The organism is Cupriavidus sp. WGlv3 (genome assembly GCF_023952475.1).
In the GTDB taxonomy this organism is placed as follows: domain Bacteria; phylum Pseudomonadota; class Gammaproteobacteria; order Burkholderiales; family Burkholderiaceae; genus Cupriavidus; species Cupriavidus phytorum.
Genome location: NZ_JALHRX010000004.1, coordinates 211,135 through 228,737, shown reverse-complemented (window position 1 = coordinate 228,737; position 17,603 = coordinate 211,135). Strand labels below are relative to the sequence as shown.

The window sequence follows — 17,603 nt, the reverse complement described above, 5'->3', positions numbered from 1 at the left end:
AAACCCGGCAATCATGCAGAGGCGTTACCCGTTTCGCGAGCCAGACGGCGCCATTGCCCCGGCGTCATTCCCATCGTTTCCGTGAACGCTCGCCGGAACGCAGCCACGGACCGATACCCGACCGAATCCGCCACGGCCTCTGTGGTCATCGCCGGTTTCTTCAGCGCGTTGGCGGCCAGGCTCATCCTGATATCCGTCAGCAATTCGATGGCCGAACGTCCGAGCTTGTCCTGGAAGTGCCGCATGAAGGTGGCGCGTGACATGCTGCACAAGTCGGCCAGATCCGGCAAAGTCCAGGGGCGCGCCGGATCGGCGAACATGGCCGAAATGGCGGGCGCCAGCCGTGGATGGCCGACAAGCGCCAACAAGCCTGCGGGGGCCTGCGCGGATTCGCTGGCGGCGCGCAGTACCAACGTGAACAGCGCCGAGGTAAGCGCGTTAAGCATGGCGCATCCGCCCAGTTTGTCGCCGGTGGACTCCATGCGCATCAGTTCCAGCAGGCCGGCCAGGTGATGCGAAGCGGATGACATGGCCTCTTCGCGATGGACGTCCATCGCACGTACCACCAGGTTCGTGGGCAGATAACTGCGAATCAGCCGATCATGGGGCGGCTCGATGAGAAATCGCCCGCATAACAGGTCCAGCTGCTCGCCTGGGCCATCATTCTGGCTGAGCATCCATCCTGCAGCACCGTGGCGATTGTGGGTACGACCCGGCTGCTGTCCACTGCCATCGTGCAGTACGTGGGCCGACCCGTGAGGCAATAGCACGATATCTCCTGCCACCAGTTCCAGCGTCGTCTGCGTCTGCGGATTCTCGACCATCGCCCGGCCCTTGAGCACGACGTGGTACGGAATCTCGTGCGCCGCGGACTGAGGCCAGGCCACCCGCCATGGCGCACCATAGACGCAACGGACCTCCAGCCGCCCGGTGACGGTGATCATTTGCAGCAGTTGGCTCAGCCAGTCAACTTGGGACATTGGATCTCGGGAACCTGGAACGATCAAGCATCTTATGGCAATTGCACAGCGGTCTCTCGCTCTTCGGTATCCCGGGAATCTTTCCCGGGTACCTCCAGGCTTGGGCATGGTGCTCGCATCGACCGGAGACGAATCGATGCGAGCGGATCGCGTCAGACCGAGCCGGCCGGCGCAACGGCAGGAAAGTCCTTCTCGGGATCAAACACGTTATTGATGAAGTTGGTCAGGGAAAACATGGCAACCAGCGCGACGATTTCCATGATGTTCGCATCCGTGTAGCCAGCATCGCGGACGGCTTTGAAATCGGCGTCAGTGACGTTGCCGCGGGTCTCGATGACTTTGCGCGCAAACTGGACCGCCGCGTCGCGCTTCGGGTCGGTGGCATGGCCCCTGCGGGCCAGAATGATTTCATCGGCGGCCAGCCTGGCCATATGCTCGGCGGTAAAGCTGTGAACCGTCAGGCAGTAATTGCAGCCGTTCACTTCGGAGACGGCGAGGCCGATGCTGTCACGCGTCTTCACGTCGAGCGCCTTGCTCAAGGAGCCCAGCAGGGTGGCCCATGCGTTGAACGCGATCGGACTTTGGGCGAAGGTCGCCATCATGTTCGGGGTAAATCCTAGGTTCCTGGTGAACGCATCGAGGGTCGGTTTCGATTCGGCCGGCACTTGCTCCGGCTTCAGGGCATCAGTTCTTGGCATCGTAGTCTCTGTAAGGTACTGGCTTTACTGTTTGGGAAAATCCATGTGCGGCGGCGGACCGCTTATAGCAGGTCCAACACATCGGCCACCGGCAGGCGCGGCTTCTGCGGCCAGTTTCCGGTGCGCTCCGCGCCTACGGACAACAGCATGACCGGCACTTCGTTCCTGGCCAGTCCAAACTCGCGGTGCACTGCTTCAGCATCGAAGCCAATCATCGGCGTCGAACCCAGGCCTAGCGAGCGCGCGGCGTAGATCATCGCCGCCGCGCCAAAGGTGCCGCTGCGTACGGCCTCGTCCCGCTGGCGCTGCGGGTAATCCATGTACAGGTTGCGTGCGGGAATTTCCCATTCCGGCACCATTTCCGCCGGCATGACGCCCGCCTCCACCAGCGGCGCCAGGCGATCCGGTATTACGCTCGAATCGGCCAATTGACCACAGACGATGAAAGTCACGGCAGCTTCGGTGATCGGGGGCTGGTTCCAGGCGATCGGGCTGAGCCGTGCCTTGGCCTCGGCGGAACGTACGGCGATGAAACGCCAGTTCTGCATGTGGAAGGATGTCGGCGCGCTGGTACCGATTCGTACCAGCGCGCGAATTTCGTCGTCGCTCAAGGCGGCGGCGGGATCGTAGTACTTGGCCGCGCTACGGCTCAAGATACATTCGATGACTGCATTGGTCCGGCTGATTTCCTGGGTCATGGAGGGCTCTCATCAGGTGGTTGGGAGCCTCCACTTTAGGTGTAGCCAATGCTCATTTCGAGACTCAATCTGCTCAAAAATATGCCCAAAAGGATCAAATCCGCAACTACTGCGCAGCGCCCTGTTTCCGCACGGCATGCGCTTCCGTAACCTCCCGCTGCGCCGCAGCCATTTTCTGTGGCCAGGTACTTTTGATATAGGCCAGCACGGCGACGATGTCGTCGTCGGACAGCGATTGCCCGAACGCCGGCATATCGCTGACATACCCCTCCGGAGCCGTCACCCCGGCTACCAGCCCATTCTTGGTAATCGCAAATAACACGGCGTCGGGATGATGCCAGGTATGGCCGGACGCATCATGCGGGGGTGCTGGCATCCGGCCGTTCGGTAGGCGTTCGCGCCAGTTGGGCTGGCCCTCCAGGTTGGCGCCATGGCATGCAGCGCATTGCTGTGCGTAGATCTTGCGACCCTGCGCGACGCTGACCGCGTCGGTGGCATCGATGCGCAGCTGCCGCATATCGCCTGTCTTGCTGGCATTGGATGGCGTATCGAGATACCGCCTGGTCTGCAGTGCAACGGCAGTGGCAATCACACCACCGAGCACAAGCAGCGCCACGATCCGCCAGCGGGGCTTGCCTGATTTGTTCATGTCGCGCCTGGACCAATAAGCTTCATCACTACACCTGACTCCTGACAAAAACTAGGGTCACCCCGTATCCACCCGTATCCGCCTTACGAAGCAGCGTTCCTGAGACGCAGCGCATTGGCGATGACCGAGGCCGAACTCAGGCTCATCGCCAGCGCAGCAATCATCGGCGACAGCAACAGGCCGGTCACGGGATACAACACGCCGGCCGCCAGCGGCACGCCGAGGGCGTTGTAAATGAACGCAAAACCGAGATTCTGCTTCATGTTTCGAATGGTCGCGTGCGACAGTTGGCGGGCGCGGGCAATGCCGCGTAAATCCCCCTTGACCAGCGTAACCTGGGCGCTGTTCATCGCGACGTCGGTGCCGGTGCCCATGGCGATACCCACATCGGCCTTCGCCAGCGCCGGCGCGTCATTGATGCCGTCGCCGGCCATGGCGACCACCGCGCCGGACTGCTGCAGGGAACTGACAAGTTCGAGCTTGTCGGCCGGCTTGACCTCGCCGTGGAATTCGTCCACGCCAAGTTTTGCGGCCACGGCCCTGGCGGTTGCGATGCCGTCTCCGGTCGCCATGACGACACGGATGCCTTCATCCCGAAGACGCGCCAGCGCCTCGGGCGTGGTGGTCTTGACCGGGTCGGAGACGGCGAGCAGGCCCGCAAGCTTGCTGTCGACGGCGAGATACATGACGCTGGCGCCTTGCCCACGCAATGCGTCCGCCTGCGCAACCAGCGCTTCGGTGGCAACGCCCTCGGCTTCCATGAGCGCGGTGTTTCCGATCGCGATCTTCCTGCCGCCCAACGTGCCCCTTACGCCAATCCCCGAACTCGACTCGAAGCTTTCCGGCTTGTCCAGCGGCAGGCCTCGACTACGGGCTGCGTCGACGATCGCGGCGGCAAGTGGGTGTTCGCTGCCTTGATCCACGCTGGCAGCCAGCCGCAGCACGTCTTCCTCGGTAAAGCCATTGGCGCCGATCGCGCGCTCGAATACCGGCCTGCCTTCGGTAAGCGTCCCGGTCTTATCTACAATCAGGGTATCGACCTTGCGCAGGTTCTCGATTGCCGCGGCGTCGCGGAATAGCACGCCGCCGGACGCCCCCTTCCCGCTTGCCACCATGATCGACATCGGCGTAGCCAGGCCCAGCGCGCAAGGACAGGCGATGATCAGCACGGCGACGGCATTGATCAGGCCGAACACCCAGCTCGGCTCGGGACCGAACAGTCCCCATGCGACAAAGGTCAGCACCGCGATGCCGATGACGCTGACGACAAAGACGCCGGCGACCTTGTCCGCCATCCGCTGCATCGGCGCCTTCGACCGCTGCGCCTGCGCCACCATCTGCACAATCTGCGACAGCACGGTCTGCGAGCCGACCTTTTCGGACTGGATCACCAGGCTGCCCGATGTGTTCATGGTGGCACCGATGACACGGTCGCCGGCGCGCTTGGTGGTGGGAATCGGCTCGCCGGTGATCATCGACTCGTCGACGGCGCTGGTGCCTTCGGTCACGACACCGTCGACCGGCACTTTCTCGCCGGGCCGCACGCGCAGCAGGTCGCCGACATGCACATGGGCCAGGGGTACGTCTTCCTCGATCCCGCCCGCACCGATGCGTCTTGCAGTCTTGGGCGCCAGCCCGAGCAGCGACTTGATGGCGGCCGAGGTCTGGGAGCGGGCCTTCAGTTCAAGCAACTGCCCCAGCAAGGTGAGGGAGATGATCACTGCCGCGGCCTCGAAGTAGACGCCGATGCGGCCATGCTCGGCGAACGCCTGCGGAAAGGCGCCGGGCATGATGGTCGCGACGACACTGTAGAGATAGGCAGCGCCGGTGCCGATCCCGATCAACGTCCACATGTTCGGACTGCGGTTGACGATCGACTGGAAAAACCGCACGAAGAACGGCCGACCTGCCCACAGCACCACCGGCGTCGATAGGACAAGCTCGACCCAGCTCTGCGTTGAGACTTCCATCCATCCAAGGCGATGCCCGAACATCGCCAGCACGAACACCACCCCGGTAAGCGGGAGCGTCCACCAGAAGCGGCGACGAAAATCCACCAGTTCCGGGTTGTCGCCCTCGTCCAGTTCCGGCAACAACGGTTCCAGCGTCATGCCGCACTTCGGGCAATTACCCGGATGATCCTGGCGGATCTCGGGATGCATCGGGCAGGTATAGATCGTGCCCTCGGCGGGAGGCTGCGCCACGGCTGGCTCGGTCCCGGTGCCGGACTGCTCATGAACATGGTGATGCGCATGTTCGTGATGATGGGCTTGGTCATCCTGCGCGCCACCGTGGCGTCCAGGCATCTTGGCATCGCGGTCGCTGCTCGTCCTGTTCATCCTGGTTCCCTTGGTTGTTGGGCCTGCCATCACGGGGGAGTCCGCCATCGCGCCCAAAGACGGCAGCTTAGGCCTTCCCATGGTAGTAAGGTCAAGGACGGCCAGGGCGAAAACCAGCGGCCGTACCGGTCCAAGGTACGGGGCCGTCCCTCACCAGGACGTTACGCAACCATTACATCCCGGTAAGGTGCAACGAGCGTTGTCGGTCGGGTCTTCGCTGTCGTCGACGGCACCAGGGGCCACGCGGCAATGATGGAACAGACCGACGACAAGCTCCTCCAACCGGCCTATGCCGCAAGCAGCCAAACGCTGCTACCATTCCGGCAACCCCAGGTTCTCAAGTGCGTACTACTTTCCGTCGGCTCTGGCTGGCCGCCTTCCTGCTGAGCGCTTTCCTGACAGTGCAACTGGCAGCGGCGGCGTATGCCTGCGAGGGCAGCCGGTATTCGCTGAGCGCGACGGAAGAGATGGCGAGCATGACCGAAGCCTGCCCCGACATGGCAATGGAACGCGCCGGGCCTGGCGTACATGACGGGCTATGCCAGGAGCATTGCCAGCTCGGCTCGAAGTCGGCCGACCATGCCACGCCTCAGATTCCCGCCTTCCATCCGGTGCTGGTCAATGTCGTGGTGCCCGCGCCGATACCGGTCCTGGCACATCGCCTGGCCGCTTCCCGCGATGCGATTCCCCGGGCGCCGCCACGCCCCCTCCCCATCCTTCACTGCTGTTTCCGAACGTAGCCTCCGCAGCAACGCCTGTTGTCGTGCCCTGAGCCATCGGCTCCAGGGTGGTCGTTGCTTTGCGGAGGCTTTATGCATTTGCACTTATCCACCAAGTGCGGGCGCCGGCTGGCGCTCGCGCTCATGCTGCTTGCCGTGATCCGTCCGGCATGGGCGGAGTCCGCGCCAGCCCTTTCCCTGCAGGAAGCGCTCGCGCTCGCCGCGGCGCGTTCGGCCGATGCCGAGACCTCGCGCTCGGCAGTCCAGTCAGCCATCGAGATGGCTGTGGCCGGCAGGCAGATGCCCGACCCGGTCCTGAAGGTCGGCGTCAACAACGTCCCGGCGAATGGCCCGGACCGGTTCTCGCTGGGCACCGATTCGATGACCATGAGGTCGGTCAGCCTCATGCAGGAATTCACACGCCCGGCGAAGCGCCAGGCCCGCGCCGAGCGCTTCGAGGCCGAGGCGTCTTCGGCCGAGGCGCAACGTATGGTGGCGCTGGCCAACGTGCAACGCGGCACCGCCACGGCGTGGCTGGATCGCTGGTACGCTGAGCGCGCTCACGCGGTACTGGCCGAACAGGCGCAATCGATCCAGCTGTTGATCGATGCGGCACAGGCCGCCTATCGCGGCAACCGCGGCTCACGCGCCGAGATCCTGGCCGCCCGGATCGAATCGCAGCAACTGCAGGATCGCGAAGACGAAGCCCGCGCCGCGGTCGCCTCGTCCCGGGCGATGCTGCGCCGCTGGGTCGGCGAGGCGGCGGCGTTGCCGCTGGCCGAGCGCCCCGCGCTCGATGCTCCGGCCTGGCTCGATACCCTGGATGGTGCCGGCGCCACGCACCTGCCAGACATCGCTGCCGCGCAGGCGCAAGCTGGCGTGGCCGAGGCCGAGAGCCGCGTCGCGCGCGAGAACAAGGTGCCGGATGTCAGCGTCGAGCTGATGTACAGCCAGCGCGGTCCCGCCTACTCGAACATGGTGTCGCTGAACGTCTCGCTGCCGCTGCCGTGGGACCAGGAACATCGCCAGGACCGCGAACTGGCCGCCAGGCTGGCGCAGGCCAACGCTGCGCGGGCGCAAGCCGAATCGGTACGCCGTGGCCTGGTCGCACAGCTGCGCGGCAAGCAGGCCGAACTGCAGCTGAACCAGACGCGCCTGGAGCGCTATCGCCATACCACCTTGCCACTGGCGCAGGCACAAACCGAGGCGGCCCTGAGCGCCTATCGCACTGGCGCCGGCAGCCTGGCCGCCGTGGCGGAGGCCAGCCGCAAGGCGCTCGAGCTCTCGCTCGAACGGCTCAGGCTGGAGGCAGCGACCGCCAGGCTGTGGGCCGAGCTCACTTTCCTGATGCCGTTGCCGACTGCCGCGCAAGCCATGCCGTCGCAAGGAGCCCGACCATGAAGCAGACCACGATGGCACGGACCCTGGTGGTCCTGCTCGTGCTGGCGAGTGCAGGCGGTGCCTATTATCTCGGCCATCAACAGGGACGCCGGCAGATCGCTGCGACCGACACGCCGGCCCGCAGCGCCGGCGGGGCGAACCTGAAGGCCGGCGATATCGATCCGGGCACGGGCAAGCGCATCCTCTACTGGCATGATCCGATGGTGCCGGGCCAGCGCTTCGACAAGCCCGGCAAGTCGCCCTTCATGGATATGCCGTTGTCGCCCGTGTACGAGGAAGCGGGTGGCGGCGCGACCGTCACCGTTGACAGCCGGGTGACCCAGAACCTTGGCGTTCGCACGGCAGAAGTCAAGACGGGCCGGCTGGACTCCGCCCTCGAAGTGCCGGGCAATGTCGCGATCAACGAGCGCGGCATCGAAGTGCTGCAGGCCCGTACCAGCGGGTTCGTCGAACACGCGTATGCCCGGACGACGCTGGATCCGGTTCGCAAAGGCCAGCCACTGGCGCAGATCTACTCGCCGGAATGGGTCACCGCGCAAGAGGAATACCTGGCGGTGACGCGCATGGGCACAAGCCTGCACGGCGATTTGCGCGAGGCCGCGATTGCCCGCATGCGGCAGGCCGGCATGACCGAGCAACACATCCGCCTGGTGCAGGACACCGGCAGACTGCAGCCGCGGCTTGCCATCACCAGTCCGGTGGACGGGATCGTCACCGAGATCGGCGCGCGCGACGGCATGACGGTCTCTCCCGGCACCACGCTGTTTCGCCTTGCCGGCCTGGCAACAGTATGGGTGCTGGCCGAAGTGCCGGAGACCCATGTTTCACGGCTACGGCCGGGACAGGCGGTGTCGGCGGTCGCGGCCGCGCTGCCGGGACAGGCGCTGACCGGCAAGGTCGACGCCATCCTGCCGGACATCAACCCCGGCACCCGTACTGTCAGGGTGCGGATCGAACTACAGAACCAGGGCCGTCAGCTGATGCCAGGCATGTTCGTGACGGCCCGCTTCGAGGCCGCAGCTGGCCCGGATCGGCTGCTAGTCCCCACCGAGTCGCTGATCCGCACCGGCACCCGCACCATCGTCATGGTGGAAACCGGTCCGGGCGGGTTCAGCCCGGTCGAGGTCAAGACTGGCGCAGCTTCCGGCGGACAGACCGAAGTGCTCGAGGGCCTCGAAGCCGGACAGAAGGTCGTGGTCTCCGGCCAGTTCCTGCTCGATTCCGAAGCCAGCCTGCGCGGCGCCACGCAGCGCATGACCGCGGCACCAGCCGCGCCGGCAGGCGCCGCCGCAGGCCCGGAGCACGAAGGCACCGGACGCGTGGAGGCGGTCAGCGCGGACAGCATGACGATTTCCCACGAGCCGATCCCGTCGGCCAGTTGGGGCGCCATGACCATGGACTTTGCCGCACCCGCTTCCGGCATGCCACAAGGATTCAAGCCCGGCGACCGTATCCGCTTCCGCTTTCAGCTGGACCGCGACGGTGCGGCGACGTTGTCATCGGTGGAACGCGCAGCTTCTGCCCCGGGAGCCAAGCCATGATCGCCCGGCTGATCCTGGCTTCGATCCGCAACCGCTTCCTGGTGCTGCTGGCCACGGTCATGCTGACCGCGTGGGGCTTGTGGGCCGCGCGCAGCACGCCGCTCGACGCGCTGCCGGACCTGTCTGACGTGCAGGTGATCATCCGCACGCCGTTTCCCGGCCAGGCCCCGCAGATCGTCGAAAACCAGGTCACCTATCCGTTGACCACGACGATGCTGTCCGTGCCTGGCGCCAGGACCGTGCGCGGCTATTCGTTCTTCGGTGACTCCTATGTCTATGTGTTGTTCGAGGATGGCACCGATCTCTACTGGGCGCGCTCGCGCGTGCTGGAATACCTGAACCAGGTGCAATCCCGGCTGCCCGCCGCTGCCAGGCCGGCCCTTGGCCCGGACGCGACCGGCGTAGGCTGGATCTACGAGTACGCCCTGGTCGACCGGACCGGACAGCACGACCTCGGCCAGTTGCGCGCATTGCAGGACTGGTTCCTGCGCTTCGAGCTCAAGTCGCTGCCCAATGTGGCCGAAGTCGCGTCGCTCGGCGGCATGGTCAGGCAGTACCAGATTGTCCTGATGCCGGACCGGCTGCGGGCCTATAACCTGTCGCAGGGCAAGGTGCTGGCGGCGCTCAAGGGGGCGAACCAGGAAACCGGCGGATCGGTGCTGGAGCTGGGCGAAGCCGAATACATGGTGCGCGCCAGCGGCTACCTGAAGACGCTCGATGACTTCCGCCAGATTCCGCTGCTCACCAGCGAGGCCGGCATCCCGGTACGGCTGGGAGACGTCGCCACGATTCAGCTCGGCCCGGAAATGCGGCGCGGCATCGCGGAACTCGACGGCCAGGGCGAGGTCGCGGGCGGCGTCATCGTGATGCGCTCCGGCAAGAATGCGCTGGAGACCATCGACGCGGTCAAGGCCAGGCTCGCCTCCTTGCAAACGAGCTTGCCCAAGGGGGTTGAGGTGGTGACCACCTATGATCGCTCAGCGCTGATCGAGCGTGCGGTGGATAACCTGACGGGCAAGCTCATCGAAGAATTCATCGTGGTGGCGCTGGTGTGCCTGGTGTTCCTGTTTCACTTGCGGTCCGCGCTGGTGGCCATTGTCTCGCTGCCGCTCGGCGTGCTGGCCGCGTTCCTGGTGATGCGCTACCAGGGCGTGAACGCCAACATCATGTCGCTTGGCGGTATCGCCATCGCCATTGGTGCAATGGTCGATGCGGCGGTGGTGATGATCGAGAACGCCCACAAGCACCTGGAACGCTGGCATGCCGACAACCCCGGACGAGAACTGAGCGCACAGGAGCATTGGCGCGTCACTGGCGAGTCCGCAGCGGAAGTGGGCCCGGCGCTGTTCTTCTCGCTGCTGATCATCACGCTCTCATTCATCCCCGTGTTCACGCTGGAAGCGCAGGAGGGGCGGCTGTTCTCGCCGCTGGCGTTTACCAAGACCTATTCCATGGCGGCTGCGGCCGGCCTGTCGGTCACGCTGGTGCCCGTCCTGATGGGCTACATGATTCGCGGCAGGATTCCTTCGGAACAGGCCAATCCGCTCAGCCGTTGGCTGATCCGCGGCTACCAGCCCTTGCTTGCCAGAGTGCTCTCCTACCCCAAGACCACCATTGCGATCGCGGCACTGCTGCTGGCGGCAACCGCCTGGCCCATCATGCGCATCGGCGGAGAGTTCATGCCGCCGCTCGATGAGGGAGACCTGCTGTACATGCCGTCGGCACTGCCGGGTCTCTCCGCCGGCAAGGCGGCGCAGCTATTGCAGCAGACCGATCGGCTGATCAAGACCGTGCCTGAGGTTGCGACAGTATTCGGCAAGGCAGGTCGCGCCGATACCGCCACCGACCCGGCGCCCATCGAGATGTTCGAAACCACCATCCAGTTCAAGCCGCGCGACCAGTGGCGCGCGGGCATGACGACCGACAAGCTGGTGGAGGAACTGGATCGCGTGGTCAGGGTGCCGGGCTTGTCAAACGTCTGGGTGCCACCGATACGCAACCGCATCGACATGCTCGCCACGGGGATCAAGAGCCCGGTCGGCATCAAGGTGGCCGGCACGGACCTGAAAGAGATCGACCGGCTCGCCACAAGGATAGAAGAGTCGGTCAGGACGGTACCCGGGGTTACCTCGGCGCTGGCCGAACGTCTCACCGGCGGCCGCTATATCGATGTGGATATCGACCGTGGCGCCGCTGGCCGGTACGGTCTCAACATCGAGGACGTGCAGAGTATCGTGTCATCCGCGATCGGGGGCGAGAATGTCGGTGAAGTGGTCGACGGACTGGCGCGCTTCCCGATCAACGTTCGCTATCCGCGCGACTATCGTGACTCCATCAAGCAATTGCGTGCCCTGCCCATCGTCACGGACAAGGGTCTGCAGATCACGCTTGCGGACGTGGCGCGCATCGAGGTCGTGCAAGGCCCGCCGATGTTGCGCAGCGAGAATGCGCGCTTGTCCGGCTGGATCTATGTCGACATTCGCGGACGGGATCTCCGTTCAGCCGTGCGCGAGATGCAGGCCGTGGTGGCAAAGGCGGTGCCGATGACCGCGGGGTATTCGCTGAGCTGGTCAGGACAATTCGAGTACCTGGAACGGGCAACGGCCAGGCTCAAGCTGGTGGTGCCGTTCACGCTGCTGATCATCTTCGTGCTGCTCTATCTGATTTTCGGCCGCCTCGATGAGGCGCTGCTGATCATGGGCACGTTGCCACTCTCCCTGATTGGTGGCTTCTGGCTGCTTTATCTGCTGGGCTACAACCTCTCCGTGGCTGGCGTCGTCGGCTTCATTGCGCTGGCCGGCGTGGCGGCGGAGTTCGGTGTCATCATGCTGCTCTATCTGAAACAAGCCTGGAGCCAACGCGAAAGCCGTGGCGAAACCACGCAGTCGGCACTTCTCGACGCGATCCAGGAAGGGGCGGTGCAGCGCGTGCGCCCCAAGGCCATGACGGTCGCGGTAATCCTCGGCGGCCTGATCCCCATCATGTGGTCGCATGGCACGGGCTCGGAAGTGATGCAGCGCATTGCCGCACCGATGGTCGGCGGCATGGTGACTGCCCCATTGCTGTCCTTGTTCGTCGTGCCGGCGGTGTATTGGCTGATGCGCCGACGGCCGACCCGAGTTCCCCCTGTCCCTACCCACCCTTCACTTCAGGACGAATCGCAATGAACCCCGGCAAGACTCTCGCACTCGCGCTCACCATCGTCGCCGCCTCGACCGCCTCCACCGCATTCGCAGCGGGATCCAAGGACGGCCACAATATGCACGGCATGGACAGCCAGGCACCCGCCGCGTCAAAGCACGCCTCCCAGCCTGTGCCAGCCGAGATCAGGAAGATCGATGCGTCGGCCGGCAAGGTGACGCTCAAGCACGGCCCCATCGAGAACCTCGGCATGTCCGCCATGACCATGGCGTTCCCGGTCAAGGACCGCGCCTCGCTGAAGAACTTCAAGGAAGGCGACGCGGTTGCCGTCACGTTCGATACGGTCGACGGCAAGCCGACCGTCATCGACATGCAGCGCAAGTAGGCGCCTTCGCAATGTTGTTCAGTTAGCGGTATCAGACACAACCGTCATTCCCGCGCGGGCGGGAACGACGGTGGTCAGCTGAACGGCCTTAGTGGACCGACCCGGGCTGCAGTTCGACCTTGATCCAGCCAGGCTGGCGCTGGTCGAAGGCCTGGTAGGCCTCGATCGCCGAGGTCATCGGCTCGCGCCGCGTCAGGATGGCGGCCGGGTCGACCGCACCGGTGCGCACCAGTTCGACCAGCCGGGGGATATAGGCGCGGTGGTTGCAGTTGCCCATGCGCACCGTCAGGTTCTTGTTCATCGCCGCGCCGATCGGGAAACTGCGGTCGGTGGGCGGATACACGCCGATGATCGACAGCGTGCCGGCCTTGGCCAGCGCGCGGATGGCCCAGTCCAGCGCCTGCGCCGGCGCGTCGCCCGGGACCCAGTTGCCCTGCTCCGTGGGATGGGCGTGTGGCGCGAGGCGGGCGGCCTCCTGCTCGCTTTCCGGAATGGACGGATCCTGCGCCGCCGGACCCTGGTGCGCGTGCATGGCATCGACGCCGACCGCATCGATGGCCCGGTCCACGCCGATGCCACCGGTCAGTTCCACGATGGTCTGCACGGGATCTTCGGCATCGAAGTTCACCACCTCGGCGCCTTGCGCGCGCGCCATGTCGAGCCGGTCCGCCACCGCGTCCACGGCGAAGATGCGGCCAGCGCCCATCAGCTTCGCCGACGCGATCACGAACTGCCCCACCGGGCCGCAGCCGAACACCGCCACCGTGTGGCCGGGATGGATGCTGGCGAGGTCAGCGCCGAAATAGCCCGTCGGGAAGATGTCGGAGAGCATGATCGCCTGCTCGTCGCTGATGTTGTCCGGCAGCTTGACCAGGTTGACGTGGGCGAACGGCACCCGTGCCTTCTCGGCCTGCAGCCCCTGGAACGGGCCGGTCTGCTCGGGCCCGCCATAGAAGGCGGTGCCGGCCTGCTTGCCGTGCGGGTTGGCGTTGTCGCACTGGGCGTAGTAGCCGGCGCGGCAGTACGAGCAATAGCCGCAGGCGATGGTGGACGGGATCACGACCCGGTCGCCCACGCTGAGGTTGCGCACGCCGTCGCCGAGGGCCTCGACCACGCCCACGCCTTCGTGGCCCAGCACCGTGCCCGGCGCCAGCCCTTCCACGGTGCCGCGCACAAAGTGCAGGTCGGTGCCGCAAATGGCACTGGCGGTCAGGCGCACGATGGCGTCGGTGTCCTGCTCGATCACCGGCTCCGGCACGTCATCCAGCCGGATGTCACCGATGCCGTGAAATACAACCGCTTTCATGGTGTCCTCCACATGAAGCCGGAGCCACCTCCGGCGAGGTCAGTCGGAGTACCGCCGCTGCAAGGAACATTCCCAACGGCTCGGCCCTGCGCCGGCTCAGGGAACGGAGGCCGGGAGCGCACGCCTGGCAATTTCTGCTACGCGCCTTGCAATCCATTCCGGCGCGCGTAGCCACCCGTGGGCAGGCCAGCGGACACGCCGCGCCGTCGGGATGGCGTGCCACGGGCTGCGGCAACCAGGCGGACAGATATGACTTGGGCATGTCGATTGCTAAATCCCACCTGACGTCCTCAAGCTGGCGCACATTACCAAGGAGACACCCATCATGAAGCTGTACTACGCTCCCGGCGCATGTTCCCTGGCGCCACATATCATCCTCATAGAGACCGGCCTTCCCTTCTCCACCGAGCGCGTCGACTTGCGCGCCGAGCCGCACAAAACCGAGAGCGGCACCGACTACAAGACCATCAATGCCAAGGGCTATGTGCCAACGCTGGAGCTCGAGAAAGGCGACCGGCTAACCGAGGCGGCCGTGGTGGTCCAGTACATCGCCGACCAGGCCCCTGAAAAAGGCCTTGCTCCGGCGTGCAATACGCTGGAGCGCTATCGCTTGCAGGAATGGCTGAACTTCATCTCGTCCGAACTGCACAAGGGCTTTGGGCCGTTCTGGAAACCCGGCACGCCGCAGGAGCAGAAAGAGGCGACGTGGGCGCGCCTGTCACAGCGGTTCGACTGGCTGGCTCCGCAGCTTGCGGACAAGGATTACCTGATGGGGGAGTTCAGTGTCGCGGATGCCTACCTGTTCACCATCCTGAGATGGCCGGAGCATTTCAAGTTGTCGCTTGAGCGCTGGCCTGCGTTGCAAGAGTATCGGCAGAGGGTTGGGGAGCGGCCGGCGGTAAAGAAGGCGTTGGAGGATGAGGGGATTGGGTGACCATTGGTGGCGGGAGTACCAGGCCCGGCGCCGCACGCCAGACCTGTGACAGGGTCTCTCCTAGAATTTGTGCCGGAGCCCCACCGCGGCGCCGACCATCGCGCTTTGGCCATTGGCAAGGGCGTAGCTGTTCCCCAGTGAAAGGCTGCTTGCAAAGAAGAATCCGGCCGACTCCATCCCGACACCTGCGTGCCTGGCATAAGCCGTGGTCAGATAGAGATCCGTCCGTTTGGATAACGCATAGTTCGCGAGCAAGGAAATTTGCCAGGGATTGGCAGCGGTGGCATTGCCAAACTGATTTCTGACGTTGTCGTAGTTGTACTCCAGCGTCAACATTATGGACGGCGTCACCTGGTAGTTGCCGCCGATCCAGTAGAAGTCGTCGCGAAAGAACACGGCCCCGTTCTGGTTCTTGTTCTCTCCCCAGCGGTAGCCCGCCATGATTTTCGCCGGTCCCACCGTGTAGCTGGCGGCGACGGCGACCTTCCTGATGGTGCCGTTGCCGGCATTGCCAGGTGCCGCTGCGGGCGCGATGGTGGGATTGAACTGGTCATAGGCAATCGCCGAACTGAACGCGCCCGTGTTGTAGACAAAGCCGACGCCATAGGCGGTGTCGCGCCGGAAGCTGCCGGGCACTTCGCCATTGCCGCCGAGGATGATCGGCGCGCCGACGGTGGGCGGCAAGGCGACGCCCGTGCCGAACGACCAGTGCGCCAGCATGGCCACCGGCCCGAATGCCGCGCTGTACTTGACGGTGTTGTCCTCGCGGAAATTTGGGCCAGCCATCGCCACGACGGGCTCATACTGGGTCGAATAGGATGCCGGCACGAAATTGGCCATGGCCTCGAACAAGGCAGTATATTGGCGGCCAAGCGAAAGTTGCCCGTACTGGCCCTGTAACCCGACATAGGCCTGCCGCCCGAAGAACCGGTTCTGCTGCGTGGTGCCGGTGTCGAGGTTAAAGCCGCTCTCCAGCACGAACATCGCCTTCATGCCGCCACCGATTGCCTCCGCCCCGCGCAAGCCCCAGCGCGATCCGGATACGCCGCCCGAATTCATCCGATAAGCGTGCTGCGCCGGCCCCGGGTCGAACCCGTTGGCCGCCGTCGGCACTGCGCCCAGATGGTTGACGAATTCCACATTCATGTCCGCGACCCCATACAGGGTGACGCCGGATTGCGCGTTGGAATTGCCGGATACCAAGGCGCCGGCAGTAGCCAGCACGAGCTGTCGCCCTTTGCGCCTGGCAAAGTCCTTCATGGAAGTCTCCTCAATTTGTTTGATAAGGGCCGGCTGTTCCGGATCGCGCAAGCGGGTCTTGCGAATCGTTCCCGTGGCGGCCGTGTTGCGAGGATTCGGGACCTAATCAGCGACGCGCCGGATCACCGGCGGCTTCCATGTGCCATCCAGCGCCGTGGGGCCGGGCAGGTAGAGGCGCAGGTTCATGGAAAAATTGCCCGTTGCCGGCGTGGGCAACCAGTTGGACTCGGCGCCCTTGGGCGGGTCGCGCTGGATCAGCAGGTCCAGCGAGCCATCGGCGTTGTACTTGAGCGGGTCTCGATCGCCGATGGCGAAGCGGTGGATCGGATTGGCGGCAAATAACTGGCGATGGGTGTACATCGTCAGGGACCAGAAGCTGCGCGCGGGCGGCAACTGCGCCTTGTCAAAGTGGATCACGTACCTTTCCGCACTGTCCAGGGGCTTGCCATCGGCGTCCGTCATCGCGAGCGGGTAAACGGCGTCTTCGACGGTGTTGGCTCCGAGGCCGGCAAAGGCGATCACCGCACGGCGCAGATAGTCGGTACCGTAGGTGCCAATCGGATTGCCGATCATCCTCCAGCCGTTGCTGACGGCACCGGAGCGCGGCAGCGCCTGCGTCATTTGCTGGCGTGCCTGCGCCGGAGCGGCCTGAAGCGCCGCTTGCACGTCCAAGGCCAGACGGTTCATATCGAAGTCCTGTCCTGGCACCAATCCCAGCCCCGCCATGCGATCGAGAATGGGATAGTCGTTCGCGTGCGGCGGGTTGCGCTTCATCAGCTCGGCGAACATGCCGAAGTAGCGCGCGGCGTCCATCCTCGCCACCTGTTCCACCGGTGCGCTCATGTCCTGCCGCGGGTTCGTCCTGGCCTTCGGTGGCTCATAGCCGCGCCGGCCCCAGGCACTGAGCGGCCTGGCATGGAGGCCGGCCTGGAATTTGTGCACGGCGGCGTAGTCGGCGCTGCCATTGGTCTGCGTTCGGCCGATCATCCAGCCTACGGCCGTCGGCGAGATATAGGCCGGCATGCCAGCGGGCAGTTTGCCCTGCCAGCGCGGGCCGACAATGGCAAACTGCCGCGGGCCGTTACCGGTGGTGCGTGAGCCGGGAGAGGTAAAGACATCCGTCCACATGTCCAGGATCGGCAGCAGATAGTAACGGCCACCGGAGTCCGGCACGGAAATGATGAGCGGCTCGCGAGAGACGTCATACCAGAGCGACGAGTAGAGCGTGTCCGCATTCGGGCGCACCACGGCGTCGAACTTGTCGTCCGGGAAGGCGGGCACATGCGCGAACTGGTTCATGGGCGCGCGGATGCCGCCCCGGGGATCCGGCGCCGCGACGTTGGTCGAGACCCGTCGCGTCACTTCCATCAGCACCATCGGATAAGCATAGAGATAGGCCTCGATGGCAATCTCCTGTGCCTCGGCCAGGCCGTGCGGTGCAGCGCCTGCGCTGCCCTGGAGCGCGGCCATGCCAAGCAGCGCGGCCAGGGCGCGCCGCAACCAGGCAATATGAGTCAGGGTCGGCATGTCTCCTCCTGTTTGAGCCGGGACG

14 protein-coding genes are annotated in these 17,603 nt (G+C 64.9%); 6 read left to right on the top strand and 8 right to left on the bottom strand.

The window, feature by feature from the left end; all coding sequences use genetic code 11:
• Positions 1 to 11 precede the first annotated feature (11 nt).
• The 5 genes from MKD38_RS09985 to MKD38_RS09965 form a co-directional block, all read right to left on the bottom strand.
• Entirely contained in the window at positions 12 to 980 is a 969-nt protein-coding gene (locus tag MKD38_RS09985) for an AraC family transcriptional regulator (protein WP_252676381.1), read from the bottom strand.
• A 152-nt stretch (positions 981 to 1,132) separates the two neighbouring features.
• A complete protein-coding gene (locus MKD38_RS09980) occupies positions 1,133 to 1,678 on the bottom strand; it encodes a carboxymuconolactone decarboxylase family protein (RefSeq protein WP_252676379.1) in 546 nt (181 codons plus the stop codon).
• A gap of 62 nt (positions 1,679 to 1,740) precedes the next feature.
• A complete protein-coding gene (locus MKD38_RS09975; RefSeq protein ID WP_252676377.1) occupies positions 1,741 to 2,376 on the bottom strand; it encodes a nitroreductase family protein in 636 nt (211 codons plus the stop codon).
• A 106-nt stretch (positions 2,377 to 2,482) separates the two neighbouring features.
• Positions 2,483 to 3,025: a c-type cytochrome gene (locus tag MKD38_RS09970; RefSeq protein WP_252676375.1), complete on the bottom strand. Its 543-nt coding sequence runs from the start codon at positions 3,023 to 3,025 to the stop codon at positions 2,483 to 2,485.
• Positions 3,026 to 3,108: 83 nt separating this feature from the next.
• Positions 3,109 to 5,187, bottom strand: a complete 2,079-nt coding sequence (locus MKD38_RS09965) for a copper-transporting P-type ATPase (protein WP_252676724.1) — start codon at positions 5,185 to 5,187, stop codon at positions 3,109 to 3,111.
• A gap of 518 nt (positions 5,188 to 5,705) precedes the next feature.
• On the opposite strand from MKD38_RS09965, the gene MKD38_RS09960 reads away from it, so the two are divergent.
• The 5 genes from MKD38_RS09960 to MKD38_RS09940 all read left to right on the top strand — a co-directional run bounded on the left by MKD38_RS09960 (position 5,706) and on the right by MKD38_RS09940 (position 12,551).
• Positions 5,706 to 6,104 carry a copper resistance protein gene (locus tag MKD38_RS09960; RefSeq protein ID WP_252676373.1) on the top strand — a complete coding sequence of 133 codons (399 nt, stop codon included), beginning with the start codon at positions 5,706 to 5,708 and terminating at the stop codon, positions 6,102 to 6,104.
• Positions 6,105 to 6,176: 72 nt separating this feature from the next.
• Positions 6,177 to 7,484, top strand: a complete 1,308-nt coding sequence (locus MKD38_RS09955) for a TolC family protein (RefSeq protein WP_252676371.1) — start codon at positions 6,177 to 6,179, stop codon at positions 7,482 to 7,484.
• Positions 7,481 to 9,025, top strand: coding sequence for an efflux RND transporter periplasmic adaptor subunit (locus MKD38_RS09950; RefSeq protein WP_252676369.1), 1,545 nt, complete (start codon positions 7,481 to 7,483; stop codon positions 9,023 to 9,025). The genes MKD38_RS09955 and MKD38_RS09950 overlap by 4 nt, the downstream gene beginning before the upstream one ends.
• Positions 9,022 to 12,192, top strand: a complete 3,171-nt coding sequence (locus tag MKD38_RS09945; RefSeq protein ID WP_252676368.1) for an efflux RND transporter permease subunit — start codon at positions 9,022 to 9,024, stop codon at positions 12,190 to 12,192. Before MKD38_RS09950 ends, MKD38_RS09945 begins: the two co-directional genes overlap by 4 nt.
• Positions 12,189 to 12,551, top strand: coding sequence for a copper-binding protein (locus tag MKD38_RS09940; RefSeq protein ID WP_252676367.1), 363 nt, complete (start codon positions 12,189 to 12,191; stop codon positions 12,549 to 12,551). The genes MKD38_RS09945 and MKD38_RS09940 overlap by 4 nt, the downstream gene beginning before the upstream one ends.
• A gap of 88 nt (positions 12,552 to 12,639) precedes the next feature.
• Here MKD38_RS09940 and MKD38_RS09935 read toward each other — a convergent pair whose 3' ends face one another.
• Positions 12,640 to 13,857 (bottom strand): zinc-dependent alcohol dehydrogenase, encoded by a 1,218-nt coding sequence (locus tag MKD38_RS09935; protein WP_252676366.1) that lies wholly within the window; start codon positions 13,855 to 13,857, stop codon positions 12,640 to 12,642.
• A gap of 325 nt (positions 13,858 to 14,182) precedes the next feature.
• Here MKD38_RS09935 and gstA point away from each other — a divergent pair, with 325 nt between their 5' ends.
• Positions 14,183 to 14,791 carry a glutathione transferase GstA gene (gene gstA, locus MKD38_RS09930; RefSeq protein WP_252676365.1) on the top strand — a complete coding sequence of 203 codons (609 nt, stop codon included), beginning with the start codon at positions 14,183 to 14,185 and terminating at the stop codon, positions 14,789 to 14,791.
• A 60-nt stretch (positions 14,792 to 14,851) separates the two neighbouring features.
• On the opposite strand, the gene MKD38_RS09925 is transcribed toward gstA, so the two are convergent.
• Together MKD38_RS09925 and MKD38_RS09920 are read right to left on the bottom strand one after the other, a co-directional pair.
• The gene (locus MKD38_RS09925) at positions 14,852 to 16,051 is read right to left on the bottom strand and encodes a porin (RefSeq protein WP_252676363.1); all 1,200 of its coding nucleotides are present in this window, start codon (positions 16,049 to 16,051) and stop codon (positions 14,852 to 14,854) included.
• Positions 16,052 to 16,153: 102 nt separating this feature from the next.
• Positions 16,154 to 17,578 (bottom strand): DUF1254 domain-containing protein, encoded by a 1,425-nt coding sequence (locus tag MKD38_RS09920; protein ID WP_252676362.1) that lies wholly within the window; start codon positions 17,576 to 17,578, stop codon positions 16,154 to 16,156.
• Positions 17,579 to 17,603 lie beyond the last annotated feature (25 nt).

Coding starts and splice junctions, on each gene's coding strand:
- MKD38_RS09965 (WP_252676724.1), bottom strand. CDS start 5,187: ATGCATCCCGAGATCCGCCAGGATCATCCGGGTAATTGCCCGAAGTGC.
- MKD38_RS09925 (WP_252676363.1), bottom strand. CDS start 16,051: ATGAAGGACTTTGCCAGGCGCAAAGGGCGACAGCTCGTGCTGGCTACT.
- MKD38_RS09950 (WP_252676369.1), top strand. CDS start 7,481: ATGAAGCAGACCACGATGGCACGGACCCTGGTGGTCCTGCTCGTGCTG.
- MKD38_RS09955 (WP_252676371.1), top strand. CDS start 6,177: ATGCATTTGCACTTATCCACCAAGTGCGGGCGCCGGCTGGCGCTCGCG.
- MKD38_RS09970 (WP_252676375.1), bottom strand. CDS start 3,025: ATGAACAAATCAGGCAAGCCCCGCTGGCGGATCGTGGCGCTGCTTGTG.
- MKD38_RS09975 (WP_252676377.1), bottom strand. CDS start 2,376: ATGACCCAGGAAATCAGCCGGACCAATGCAGTCATCGAATGTATCTTG.
- MKD38_RS09985 (WP_252676381.1), bottom strand. CDS start 980: ATGTCCCAAGTTGACTGGCTGAGCCAACTGCTGCAAATGATCACCGTC.
- MKD38_RS09940 (WP_252676367.1), top strand. CDS start 12,189: ATGAACCCCGGCAAGACTCTCGCACTCGCGCTCACCATCGTCGCCGCC.
- gstA (WP_252676365.1), top strand. CDS start 14,183: ATGAAGCTGTACTACGCTCCCGGCGCATGTTCCCTGGCGCCACATATC.
- MKD38_RS09935 (WP_252676366.1), bottom strand. CDS start 13,857: ATGAAAGCGGTTGTATTTCACGGCATCGGTGACATCCGGCTGGATGAC.
- MKD38_RS09920 (WP_252676362.1), bottom strand. CDS start 17,578: ATGCCGACCCTGACTCATATTGCCTGGTTGCGGCGCGCCCTGGCCGCG.
- MKD38_RS09980 (WP_252676379.1), bottom strand. CDS start 1,678: ATGCCAAGAACTGATGCCCTGAAGCCGGAGCAAGTGCCGGCCGAATCG.
- MKD38_RS09945 (WP_252676368.1), top strand. CDS start 9,022: ATGATCGCCCGGCTGATCCTGGCTTCGATCCGCAACCGCTTCCTGGTG.